Raw genomic sequence first — 12,155 nt, 5'->3', positions numbered from 1 at the left:
CTCGGGATTAATCAATGGTGGCGCCGGCCGGCGACCGCAAGGCCTGCAACAGCAATTTGCGTACCGGCGCCGGCACGCCGGCGTCCAGCGCCTGCGCCAGCGGCAGCCAGACCTGGCCGTCTTCGGCGCAATGGCTTGCGGCCAAGCTTTGCAGCGGCACACACTGCGGCGTGATGGTGAGGCGAAAATGGGTAAACACGTGGCGCAATTCCGGCCACGCCGGCAGCAGCTCGCCGTCGCCGTTGTCCACCAGCCAGTCGGCAATCGCCAGCGTGGACCCGAATTCCGGCAGCGACAGCAGCCCACCCCAGATGCCGGAAGGCGGCCGGCGCTGCAACAGCACCTGCCCCTGGTGCAGCGCGATCAGCATCACCGTCTCCCGTTCCGGCTGCGCCTTTTTGGGCTTGCGCTGCGGCAGCTCGGCGGTGCGGCCGTCGCGGGCGGCGACGCAGCCGTCCGCCATCGGGCAAACACCGCAGGCCGGCCGCGAGCGGGTACAGACGGTGGCGCCCAGATCCATCAACCCCTGGGTGTAGGCGACCATGTCGCCGTCGGCGGCCGGCAGCAGGCTCTCCGCCAGCGTCCACAGCTGCGCCTCGACCTTCTTGTCGCCGGGATAGCCGTCGACGCCGAAGCAGCGCGTCAGCACGCGTTTGACATTGCCGTCGAGTATGGTTTCCCGCTGGCCGAAGGCAAAGGCGGCAATCGCCGCCGCGGTGGAGCGGCCGATGCCGGGCAGCGTCTCGATCGCCTCGCGCCGCGCCGGAAACGCGCCGCCAAAGTCGGCCATCACCTGCTGCGCTGCCTTGTGCAGGTTGCGGGCGCGGGTGTAGTAGCCGAGGCCGCTCCAGTGCGCCAGCACGTCATCCACCGGCGCCGCGGCCAACGTGGCCAGATCGGGGAAGCGCTCAAGAAAGCGCGCGTAGTAGCCCAGCACCGTGGTCACCTGCGTCTGCTGCAGCATGATTTCCGACAGCCACACGCGATAGGGATCACTGACCTGCCACGGCAAACCGTGCCGGCCGTGCTGTTTCTGCCAGGCGACGAGGCGCGCCGCAAACGCCGACTGCAAGGTCATCGCATCATCCACTCCGAATCGAACCGGGCATGGTAAACCAATCATCCGCGACTACCAAGAAGTCGCCGGCGAAATCGGCTAGAATAGAGGATTGTTTTGAAAGGATTACCCTCAGATGTCGACCTTCCGTTCCCGCCAGCGCGCCGCGCAACGCCGTCAGCCCACTCCGACCGCCGAGCGCGCCACGCCACCAGCCGGGAACAATGCCCCGACCGGCCCGCGTGGCGACAAACCATTCCAACAACCGCGCGCCGGCGATACACGGCAGGAAGGTCGCTACGGCGCCCCCCGCGACAAGGACCCGCGCTTCGGTAGCGACAAACCACGCTTCGGCGGCGACCAGCCACGCGAAGGCGGTTTCAACAAGCCACGCTTTGACGCTGACAAGCCACGCTTCGGAGGCGACAAGCCTCGCGAAGGCGGTTTCAACAAGCCGCGCTTTGACTCTGACAAACCACGTTTCGGTGGCGACAAGCCGCGCGACGGCGGCTTCCAGCGCGACCGCGACCAGGCACCGCGCGAAGGCGGTTTCAACAAGCCGCGCTTTGACGCCGACAAACCGCGCTTCGGTGGCGACAAGCCACCCGAAGGCGGCTTCCAGCGCGACCGCGACCAGGCACCACGCGACGGCGGTTTCAACAAGCCGCGCTTTGACGCCGACAAACCGCGCTTCGGCGGCGACAAGCCACGCGAAGGCGGCTTCCAGCGCGACCGCGACCAGGCGCCACGCGAAGGCGGCTTCAACAAGCCTCGCTTTGATGCCGACAGACCGCGCTTCGGCGGCGACAAGCCGCGTGAAGGCGGCTTCCCGCGCGACCGCGACCAGGCGCCACGCGACGGCGGTTTCAACAAGCCGCGCTTTGACGCCGACAAACCACGCTTCGGTGGCGACAAGCCGCGTGAAGGCGGCTTCCAGCGCGACCGCGACCAGGCACCACGCGAAGGCGGTTTCAACAAGCCGCGCTTCGATGACAAACCGCGTTTCGGTGGCGACAAGCCACGCGAAGGCGGCTTCCAGCGCGATAGCGCACCGCGCAGCCCGGCCGCCGAAGGCAACGCCCCGAAAGTGCTGTTCGGCAACCGCAAAGTCGTCGAAGACAGCCCTGCACCGGCCAGCAGCGACAATACCGCCGCCAGCGGCGAACGCAGCTACACCCGCGACCGCGTGGCCGGCATCCGCGGCAAGGCGCATCCGGACTTCCAGGCGCCGGAACGGCGCGAACCGGCCGAGCCGCCACGCCCGAAATCGTTTCTGAAAACGCCACGCCGTGACGAGGGCGACAGCGCGCCGCGCAGCTTTCCGGCCACCGAGCGACGCGAAGCCACCGAGCCGGCGCGTCCGAAATCGTTCCTGAAGACACCGCGCCGCGAAGAGCCGCGCGACAGCGGCGAGCAGGCACCGCGCCGCGACGACCGCCCGTACGGAGAAACCCGCGAAGGCAGCTTCCAGCGCAACCGCACCTTTGACGCCCGTGGCGAACAAAGCGGCGCACGCGAAGGCGGCTTCCAGCGTGACCGCACCTTCGACCGCAGCAGCGCGCCGCGCGACGGCGAACGCAAGCCGTGGCCGCGCGAGGACAAGCCGCGCTTCGACCGCGAGCGCAGTGCGCCGCGTGACGAGCAGGCACCACGCTCGTTGTTTGGCAAGGGCAATGCGCCGCAGCGCAGCGACGCCCCGCGCGGTAGCACGCCACAGCGCGGCGATGCGGCCAACGTTGGCCGCACCCCCTACGCCAAGCCGCAAGCCCGCGTCCTGCAGCAAGGCCAGCTGGCACTGTTCGCCAGCTGCCCGCGCGGTCTGGAAAAACTGCTGGCCGAGGAAATCAGCCAGCAAGGCGGCATCGACCTGCAGCTGACCGACGGCGGCGTGCATTTCACCGGCAACCAGGAAGTGATGATGCGGGTCAACCTGCACTCGCGCACCGCCAGCCGCCTGCTGCAACAGCTGGCACAAGGCAGCTTCCAGATCGAGCGCGACATCTACACCCTTGCCAAGAGCATCGACTGGCCGGCGCTGTTCGACGTCGGCAACACCATCAAGGTGAAGACCGACGGCCACGCCCGCCTGCGCAGCATTGACTACGTGTCGCTGATCGTGAAGGACGCGATCTGCGACCGCTTCCGCGCACTGAACGACGAGCGCCCGAGCGTGGACACCCGCCGTCCGGACATCCGCATCCGCGTGTTCCTGTCCGGCTTCGACGTGCAGATTTATCTCGACACCAGCGGCGAGGCACTGTTCAAGCGCGGCTGGCGCGACGAAACCGGCGAGGCACCGCTGCGTGAAAACCTGGCCGCCGGCATCCTGCTTGGCGCCGGCTACAACGGCAGCCAGCCACTGCTGGACCCGATGTGCGGCAGCGGCACCTTCCTGGTGGAAGCCGCCGACATCGCGCTCAACCGCGCGCCGGGCCGCCTGCGCAACTTTGCCTTCGAAAAGCTGAACACCCACAACGACCTGCTGTGGCACAGCATCCGCAATGACGCCGAGCTGGCGGTACGGCAGCTGGACAAGCTGGCGATCTACGGCAACGACACGTCGCTGGAAATGGTGGAGATTGCCCGCCACAACCTGACGCGCTGCGGCCTGGAGTCGCTGGTCACGCTCAGCCACGGCGACGCCACCGAACTGCAGGCACCGGCCGCCAGCGGCCTGCTGGTATGCAACCCGCCGTACGGCGTCCGCCTCGACGAGCAGGATTCGCTGGCCGAGCTGTACCCGCGCCTGGCGACCTGGCTGAAGCGCAACTTTGCCGGCTGGACCGCGCACCTGATGACCGCCGACAGCCGTCTGCCGGCCCTGATGCGCCTGAATGCCGAAGCGCGGCCGATGCTGTACAACGGCGCACTGGAGTGCCGCGTCTACGTCTTCCCGCTGGTGGCCGGCTCCAACCGCAAGGAATAATGCGACAGCCCCGTTCAGCAACGGGGCATGGCAGTAGCCACCAGGCAAGGGCGTGCGATAATCCATCGCACGCCCTTTTGCCATCCACCCACCGAGGCAGCCATGGACACATCCTTTCTCTCCGCCACCATCCTGCTGATCCTGATCACCGATCCGCTGGGCAATATTCCGCTGTTCATCTCGGCGCTGAAGCAGGTGAAGCCGGAGCGCCGCCGCCGCGTGGTATTCCGCGAGTGCTTCATCGCCTTCAGCGTGCTCTTGACCTTCATGTTCTTCGGCAAGGGCTTCCTGGAGGTGATGCACCTCACCGACGAGAGCCTGCGCGTGGCCGGCGGCGTGATCCTGTTCCTGATCGCGCTGAAAATGATCTTCCCCGGCGAGGGCGGCCACGGCGGCAACCAGCTGAGCGGCGAGCCGTTCATCGTGCCGATCGCGGTGCCGCTGATTGCCGGCCCGTCGGCGATGGCCACCGTGCTGCTGATGTCAACGCGTGAGCCGGAACGGATACTGGAGTGGGTCGGCGCGCTGACGCTGACCATGCTGGTGACGCTGCTGGTATTCCTGTTCTCCGGCCGCCTGCAGAAACTGCTCGGCGAACAGGCGATTACCGCGCTGGAACGGCTGATGGGGCTGGTGCTGACCGCGATCTCGATCGAGATGCTGCTGGGGGGCGTCGCCGCCTACATCAAGAAGCTGGCCTGAGGCCGGCACAGAACACGACAACGGCGCCCTTTGCGGCGCCGTTTTTTCGTTCAGGAGACACTGCCTGGAATGCAAAAAGCCGCAACCCGTTAAGGTTGCGGCTTTTCATGTCTGGTGGCCAATCTCGGAATCGAACCAAGGACACACGGATTTTCAATCCGTTGCTCTACCAACTGAGCTAATTGGCCAAACATCTGGCGCAGGGGAAAAGTGGTGGCCAATCTCGGAATCGAACCAAGGACACACGGATTTTCAATCCGTTGCTCTACCAACTGAGCTAATTGGCCTCTTTGCCTCGCACTTGCGTGCTGCATCAGAGGCATGCATTAAAGCAGATCATAATTTTCACGTCAAGGCTTTTCCGGAAAAAACCGCCGATAATGGCAGTTTTCACAAATTACTGTGCATCCGGCTGCCGCGACGGATGGGCGTCCGCAAACGCCGGCAAGGCATCAAGGTTGGCCGCAATGCGCGCCAGCAGCGGATACGCGTCCATGTCCACGGCAAAGCGCTGCGCATTGAATACCTGCGGCAGCAGGCAGACGTCGGCCAGCGTCGGCGTGTCGCCGAAGCAGCACAGCCCGGCGCTGCCGGCCAGCTGCTGCTCCAGCGCGGCAAAGCCCGTCGCCACCCAGTACCGGTACCAGCCATTGCGTGCATCCTCGCCCTGCCCCAGCTCGGCCTTCAGGTAATTGAGCACGCGCAGGTTGTTGAGCGGGTGGATGTCGCAGGCGATTGCCTGCGCCACCGCGCGCACCTGCGCCCGCGCTACAGCACTATCCGGCAGCAACCGGGCGCTGTCCGGGTAGGCTTCGTCCAGGTACTCGCAGATCGCCAGCGACTGCGTCAGCAGCACGCCCTTATCCAGCAGCGCCGGCACCAGCCCCTGCGGATTCAGCGCCAGATAATCGGCGCCGCGCTGCTCGCCGCGCAGCAGGCTGACCGGCGCCTGCGCGTAGGCCAGCCCTTTCAGGTTCAGCGCGATGCGCACGCGGTAGGCAGCCGAGGAGCGGAAGTAGCCGTACAGGGTGCGGCCAACGTTGGCCGCGTCAGTCATGCTTGACTACCGTCTGTGCGATGGCGCCGAAAATGCTCAAGCCTGCGGCGTCCTTCATCTCGATGCGCACCGTGTCGCCCACCTTCATGAACGGGGTGATCGCGGCGCCGGTGTCGATGATCTCGATCATGCGCTGTTCGGCCAGGCAGCAGCTGCCCACGCTGCGGTCGTGGTTGGACACGGTGCCGGAGCCGACGATGGAGCCGGCGACCAGCTCGCGGGTCTTGGCCACGTGCGCCACCAGCTGCGGGAAGCTGAACTGCATCTCGACGCCGGCGTTGGGCTTGCCGTAGAAGGCGTTGTTGTAGTCGACCAGCAGCGGCAGGTGCACCTTGCCGTCCTGCCAGGCGTCGCCCAGCTCATCCGGGGTCACCGCCACCGGCGAGAACGCGGTCGCCGGCTTGCTCTGGAAGAAGCCGAAGCCCTTGGCCAGTTCGTTCGGGATCAGGTTGCGCAGGGTCACATCGTTGACCAGCATCAGCAGGCGGATGTGGGCGGCGCACGCGGCGGCATCGGCGCCCAGCGGCACGTCGCCGGTGACCACCGCCACCTCGCCCTCGAAGTCCAGCCCCCACGCCTCGTCGCGCAGCGGAATCGGCGAGCGCGGCGGCAGGAAGGCGTCGGAGCCGCCCTGGTACATCAGCGGATCGTGGTAGAAGCTCTCCGGCACCTCGGCGCCGCGCGCCTTGCGCACCAGCTCGACGTGGTTGAGGTAGGCGGAGCCGTCCGCCCACTGGTAGGCGCGCGGCAGCGGGCTCAGACAGCGCGCCTGCTCGAAGGCGACGGCGCCGTCGGCCTCGCCCTGGTTCAGCGCGGCGTAGACCCGTTGCAGCTGCGGCTCGGCCTGCGCCCAGTTGTCCAGCGCCTGTTGCAGGGTGGCGGCGATGTGCGGTACGGCAACGGCGCGGGAGAGGTCGCGGCTGACGACCATCAGCTGGCCGTCGCGGGTGTTGTTCTGGTAGGTGGCGAGTTTCATGTGGGTGGTCTCGTCTGGAACGGTGTCGATACACGTTGGCCGCAGCAATCTGCTGCGGCCAACCTTGTGTTGCTATGCGTTCACGCGGTGATGCGGCGGGCTCAGTCGGCCTTCAGCACGCCGCGGCGGATCTGGTCTTCCTCGATCGATTCGAACAGCGCACGGAAGTTGCCTTCGCCGAAGCCTTCGTTGCCCTTGCGCTGGATGATCTCGAAGAAGATCGGACCGATCACGGTCTCGGTGAAGATCTGCAGCAGGATGCCTTCCACCGGCGCGCCGTCGATCAGGATGCTGTTCTTCTGCAGGCGGGCCAGATCCTCGCCGTGGTTCGGCACGCGCTGGTCCACTTTCTCGTAGTAGGTAGCCGGGGTGTCGAGGAAGCGGGTGCCGCGCGCCTTCAGCGTTTCCACCGTAGTGTAGATGTCCTCGGTGGTCAGCGCGATGTGCTGGATGCCCTCGCCGTTGTACTGCTTCAGGAATTCCTCGATCTGGCTCTTGTCGTCGGACGACTCGTTGATCGGGATGCGGATCTTGCCGCACGGGCTGGTCATCGCCTTGGACACCAGGCCGGTGAGCTTGCCCTCGATGTCGAAGTAGCGGATTTCGCGGAAGTTGCCGATGTTCTCGTAGAAGCCGGCCCAGTGCTCCATATTGCCGCGCACCACGTTGTGGGTCAGGTGATCGATCACCTTCAGGCCGACACCGGCCGGGTGCTGGTCGACGCCGTCCAGCGGCACGAAGTCGATCTCGTAGATGTCCTTGTCGTGGCCATAGCGGTCGACGAAGTACAGGGCCGAACCGCCGATGCCTTCCACCGCCGGGATGTTCAGCTCCATCGCGCCGACCGGGCGTACGTAGGGCTTGGCGCCGTGGGCCAGCGCATACTCATACGCCTTGGCGGCGTCCTTCACGCGCCAGGCCATCGCGCAGGCGGACGGGCCGTGCACGGTCGCGAACTCGGAGGCCGGCTGGGTGCGCTCGGCGTTGAGGATGAAGTTGATGTCGCCCTGGCGGAACAGGCTGACGTTCTTGCTGCGATGGCGCGCGATCTCGATGAAGCCGAGCGACAGGAACAGCGCTTTCAGCTTGTCGACGCCTTCGGCGTTGGGGGCGGTGTACTCGACAAACTCGAAACCATCGGTTGCCAGCGGATTCATCAGTTGATGTTCCATTTTCATTCATCTCTCCTCTTGCGCGTCGTCATCGACGCTGTCTCTGTAGTGCCGCCACCAAGGCTGCGCGGGCCGGCGGGCTTGCCGTTGCGCAGCGTACCCAGTCGCGGCCGCATGATGTAGACAATATCCGGCGATCTGGCGCCACCGTGTAAAATGTCTGGCTTAGGCGCTTCATTCTAAGTAAACTCAACCGCAATTTTCTTGCGATATAGTGCCGAGAAAATAAAAAACTTAAAACAATATTCCAGAGCAAACCCATCATCAGGAGATAACATGCCTACGGCACCCCTGGACAAGACAGATATAAAAATGTTGGCCGCATTGCAGGCCAATGGCCGGCTGACCAACGTGGAACTGGCGGAAAAGGTGGCCCTGTCGCCGTCGCCCTGCCTGCGCCGCCTGAAGCAGCTCGAAGACTCCGGCGTCATCCGCCAGTACGTGGCGCTGCTGGACCCGGCCAAGATTGGCCTCGGCCTGCAGGCCTTCGTGCGCGTCACGCTGGAAAAGCGCGGCAATGCCCATCTGCAGGGCTTCATGGAAGCGGTGCAGCGCTGGCCGGAAGTGGTCAACTGCTACGCGATGACCGGCGAGATGGACTACCTGCTGCAGGTGTACTTCGAGGATCTGGAGCACTTCTCCCGCTTCGTGATGGACGACCTGCTGCAGCAGCCAGGCGTGGAGGACGTAAAGTCCAGCTTCGTGCTGAAGGAATTCAAGCAGACCACCTCGCTGCCGATCTCGCACCTCAATCCGTAAGCCCCCTGCCCCCGCCCCGTGCGGGGGCATTTCCTGCCACAGCCCCATTCCGCTATCATCCAGAACACCTTAGGCAGCAAAACGGGATCCGCAGTGGCCGCTACCAATTCCTTATCCAGCCGCCTGCAATGGCGCGGCGTGCTGTGCCTGGTGTTGCTGGGCGCGCTCGGCGGCGGCATCCACTACCTGCTCGGCCTGCGCGACATCGAACAGCGGCTGGCGCAGCTGCACACACTAGTGGAGCAGCGCTTCGTCGCCGTGCTGGCGCAAAGCGTATGGGATCTCGACCAGCACAACACCCAACAGCTGCTGGAAAGCATCAACCAGCTCGACGGCGTCAACCGCGTAGAACTGATCACCAACCTCGGCCAGCGCCAGAGCAGCCAGCTACACCCGGCGGCACACAGCGAGTGGATCCGCGATTTCCCGGTCCAGTCCGAACGCTCCGGCAACCAGCCGCTGGCCAGCCTGCGCCTGCACCTCGGCCAGCAGGAGCCATTGCGGCAACTGCGCCTTGACAGCCTGATGTTCGCCGCCAGCCTGATGGCCGCCATGCTGCTGATACTGCTGCTGTGCCGCCACTTCATGCAGCGCCACCTGCTGCGCCCGCTGGGACAGCTGCTCGAACAGCTGCACAAGGAGCAGCCGCTGCGACTGCCCGACAGCGAACGCGAGCTGAGCCTGCTGGGCAAACAGCTGCAACGCTATCGCCAGAACTGGCAGGAACAGCTGCAACTGCAGCAACAGCGCTGCAGCGAGCTACAAAAACAGCGCGAACAGCTCAGCGAGCTGGCCAGCCAGCGCACCACCGAACTCGACCAGCTGACCCGCTCGCAGCAGCTGCTGGCCAGGCTGTCGCACAGTTTCCTGCACCTGCCGCCGCACGAGCAGTACGACGCCATCGCCGATGCGCTGGCACGGATCGGCCACCTGCTGGGCATCGACCGCTGCTATCTGCTGCTGCTGGATGAGCAGCAGGCACTGCAGCAGCACATCCGCTGGCAAAACGAGCAGCTGCCGGCGAACGAAGCCTTCTACCTGCAGGCCCCCCTGCAGCACTCGCCGTGGTTGCTACCGCAACTGCGACAGCAGGCACAGCTGACCATCAGCCGGCTGGAGGAGATTCCGCCGGACGGCCACGGCGAACGCCTGCTGCTAGCCGAACACGGCATCCGCAGCCTGGTGCTGATCGCGCTCGATCACACCGCGCCACTGCAAGGCATTTTCGGCTGCGAGGTGGTCAACCGTCAGCACGACTGGCTGGACAAGGAGCTGACCCTGCTGCGCCTGTTTGCCGGGCAACTGTCCGGGCTGCTGCTGCGACACCAGCAGCAGCAGCAACAGGAGGCGCTGACGCAACAGCTGGCGGCCGCCCACTGCAAGCTGCAGGCACAGAACCATTGCGACGGCCTGACCGGCCTGGCCAATCTCAGCCGCCTGCTGCAGGACAAACAGCAACTGTTCGAGCAGGCCTTCCTGTGCCAGCAGGCGCTGTCGGCGCTGATGCTGGACATCGACCAGTTTGCCGCCTACAACAACCACGCCGGCCACCTCGCCGGCGACGACTGCCTGCAACGCATCGCCCAGCTGCTGCAGGCCGAGCTGCTCACGCGTCCCGGTCTCGCGGTACGCACCAAGGGCGCCACCCTGCTGCTGCTGCTGCCACAGCACGACGCGGCGCAGGCTGCCGCCGTCGCCGAGCAGCTGCGTCTGGCGGTTGCCGCGCTGCAGCTGCCGCATCCGGCGTCGCGGGTGTCCAGCTTTGTCAGCGTCAGCATCGGCTGTGCCACGCTGGACCTGCGCCGCCACGACGACATCGACGACCTGATCGGCGAGGCGGCCCACGCCTTGCGTCTGGCCAAGGAACAGGGCCGCAACCGCTGCGTCAGCGCCGCAACGGCATGAAAAAACCGCAGCACGGGCTGCGGTTGCTGGCGGGAAAGCAGCCGCTTAATGCGGCTGGTGGGCCGTGGAGTACAACAGCTTGTCGGTATAGGCAATCGCGGCAGCCGACAGCAGGAAGGCAAGATGCAGCATCAGCTGCCACTTGATGGTGTGCTCCGGCAGCTGGCTGGCGTTGATGAAGGTCTGCAGCAAATGTATCGACGAAATGCTGATGATCGCCATCGACAGCTTCACCTTGAGCACCGAGGCATTGACGTGATTCAGCCATTCCGGCTGATCGGGATGCTCGTCGATGCGCAAGCGGGACACAAAGGTCTCGTAACCGCCGACGGTCACCATCACCAGCAGGTTGGCAATCATCACCACATCGATCAGCCCCAGCACCGCCAGCATGATCTGGGTCTCCGTCATGACAGACAGGTCACTCAGCAGATGCCACAACGCGGCCAGAAACTTGTAGGCGTACACGCCCTGTACCACGATCAGGCCCAGATAAATCGGCAACTGCAGCCAGCGGCTCCAGAAAATCGCGCGGCTGAGCGGTGATGCCTGCTGCGATGGCGCTACGCCGGGTGCTTGCTTGTCGACAGTCATGCAGAACTCTACTCCAGAAAAAAACAGCCGCGATTATAAACCGAGTCGCTGCCAGATCGTCGACACCGTGCCGGCCTGGTTCAGTGTGTAGAAGTGCAGGCCAGGCGCGCCGTTTGCCAGCAGGCGGTCGCACAGCTCGGTGACCACGTCCAGCCCCAGCGCGCGGATCGACGCGCTGTCGTCCATATAGGACTGCATGCGCAGGCGCAGCCAGCGCGGCACTTCCGCACCGCACATGTCGGAGAAGCGGCACAGCTGGCCGAAGTTGGCGATCGGCATGATGCCCGGCACGATGGGCACATCCACGCCGCGCGCCTGCACTTCGTCGACGAAGCGGAAGTAGGAATCGGCATTGAAGAAGTACTGCGTCATCGCCGAGTTGGCGCCGGCCTTCACCTTGCGCACGAAGTTGTTGATGTCGTCCTCGGCGGACTTGGCCTGCGGGTGGAATTCCGGATAGGCGGCCACCTCGATGTGGAAGTGATCGCCGTGCTCTTCGCGGATGAAGGCCACCAACTCATTGGCGTAACGGAATTCGCCGGCCTCAACCATGCCGGACGGCATGTCGCCGCGCAGCGCGACGATGTGGCGGATGCCGTGGTTGCGGTATTCGTTCAGGATCGAGCGGATATTGTCGCGGGTGGAGCCGATGCAGGACAGGTGCGGCGCCGCGGCGTAGCCCTCGTTGCGGATCTCCAGCACCGTGGACAGCGTGCCGTCGCGGGTGGTGCCGCCGGCACCGAAGGTCACGGAGAAGAACTCCGGCTTGAACTGCGCCAGCTGCTGGCGGGTGGTACGCAGTTTGGCCACGCCTTCCGGGGTGCGCGGCGGGAAGAATTCGAAGCTGAAGGTACGGTTACGTTCGGTCATGGCAAGCTCTTGCGGCAAGGTTGGTGATGGTTTCCCTGGCATCCCGTATCGGTCTGGCGCCGCTGACGGGGCATGCGGCCAACGTTGGCCGCACAAAAAAACGGACAGGGCATTTTACGGCCCTGTCCGTTTTCACC

The 12,155-nt window shown here is 65.2% G+C and carries 10 protein-coding genes and 2 tRNA genes; 4 read left to right on the top strand and 8 right to left on the bottom strand.

Going from position 1 to position 12,155, the window contains the following annotated elements; genetic code table 11:
- Positions 1–7 precede the first annotated feature (7 nt).
- Entirely contained in the window at positions 8–1,072 is a 1,065-nt protein-coding gene (mutY, locus tag PQU96_RS00750) for an A/G-specific adenine glycosylase (RefSeq protein WP_373316257.1), read from the bottom strand.
- 121 nt (positions 1,073–1,193) lie between these two features.
- Between mutY and PQU96_RS00745 the strand changes: the two genes are divergently transcribed.
- Positions 1,194–3,983 carry a THUMP domain-containing protein gene (locus PQU96_RS00745; protein ID WP_272770391.1) on the top strand — a complete coding sequence of 930 codons (2,790 nt, stop codon included), beginning with the start codon at positions 1,194–1,196 and terminating at the stop codon, positions 3,981–3,983.
- Positions 3,984–4,085: 102 nt separating this feature from the next.
- Positions 4,086–4,685: a MarC family protein gene (locus PQU96_RS00740; RefSeq protein WP_272770390.1), complete on the top strand. Its 600-nt coding sequence runs from the start codon at positions 4,086–4,088 to the stop codon at positions 4,683–4,685.
- A 112-nt stretch (positions 4,686–4,797) separates the two neighbouring features.
- On the opposite strand, the gene PQU96_RS00735 is transcribed toward PQU96_RS00740, so the two are convergent.
- From PQU96_RS00735 to hppD, 5 genes are all read right to left on the bottom strand, one after another.
- A tRNA-Phe gene (locus tag PQU96_RS00735) sits at positions 4,798–4,873 on the bottom strand.
- Positions 4,874–4,896: 23 nt separating this feature from the next.
- Positions 4,897–4,972 (bottom strand) — tRNA-Phe (locus tag PQU96_RS00730).
- Positions 4,973–5,082: 110 nt separating this feature from the next.
- Positions 5,083–5,742 (bottom strand): maleylacetoacetate isomerase, encoded by a 660-nt coding sequence (maiA, locus tag PQU96_RS00725; RefSeq protein ID WP_272770389.1) that lies wholly within the window; start codon positions 5,740–5,742, stop codon positions 5,083–5,085.
- A complete protein-coding gene (locus tag PQU96_RS00720; RefSeq protein WP_272770388.1) occupies positions 5,735–6,718 on the bottom strand; it encodes a fumarylacetoacetate hydrolase family protein in 984 nt (327 codons plus the stop codon). Before PQU96_RS00720 ends, maiA begins: the two co-directional genes overlap by 8 nt.
- A gap of 101 nt (positions 6,719–6,819) precedes the next feature.
- Entirely contained in the window at positions 6,820–7,896 is a 1,077-nt protein-coding gene (gene hppD / locus PQU96_RS00715) for a 4-hydroxyphenylpyruvate dioxygenase (protein ID WP_272770387.1), read from the bottom strand.
- Positions 7,897–8,166: 270 nt separating this feature from the next.
- Here hppD and PQU96_RS00710 point away from each other — a divergent pair, with 270 nt between their 5' ends.
- Together PQU96_RS00710 and PQU96_RS00705 are read left to right on the top strand one after the other, a co-directional pair.
- Positions 8,167–8,649: an Lrp/AsnC family transcriptional regulator gene (locus PQU96_RS00710; RefSeq protein ID WP_272770386.1), complete on the top strand. Its 483-nt coding sequence runs from the start codon at positions 8,167–8,169 to the stop codon at positions 8,647–8,649.
- Positions 8,650–8,742: 93 nt separating this feature from the next.
- Positions 8,743–10,554: a diguanylate cyclase domain-containing protein gene (locus PQU96_RS00705; protein WP_272770385.1), complete on the top strand. Its 1,812-nt coding sequence runs from the start codon at positions 8,743–8,745 to the stop codon at positions 10,552–10,554.
- Positions 10,555–10,599: 45 nt separating this feature from the next.
- On the opposite strand, the gene PQU96_RS00700 is transcribed toward PQU96_RS00705, so the two are convergent.
- Both PQU96_RS00700 and metF read right to left on the bottom strand, forming a co-directional pair.
- Entirely contained in the window at positions 10,600–11,148 is a 549-nt protein-coding gene (locus PQU96_RS00700) for a TIGR00645 family protein (protein ID WP_272770384.1), read from the bottom strand.
- A 33-nt stretch (positions 11,149–11,181) separates the two neighbouring features.
- Positions 11,182–12,018 carry a methylenetetrahydrofolate reductase [NAD(P)H] gene (gene metF, locus PQU96_RS00695; protein WP_272770383.1) on the bottom strand — a complete coding sequence of 279 codons (837 nt, stop codon included), beginning with the start codon at positions 12,016–12,018 and terminating at the stop codon, positions 11,182–11,184.
- Positions 12,019–12,155 lie beyond the last annotated feature (137 nt).

This window comes from Vogesella margarita (assembly GCF_028548475.1).
Taxonomy (GTDB): Bacteria; Pseudomonadota; Gammaproteobacteria; order Burkholderiales; family Chromobacteriaceae; genus Vogesella; species Vogesella margarita.
The sequence above is the reverse complement of the archived record's forward strand: the minus strand, read 5'-3'. Positions and strand labels throughout refer to the sequence as shown.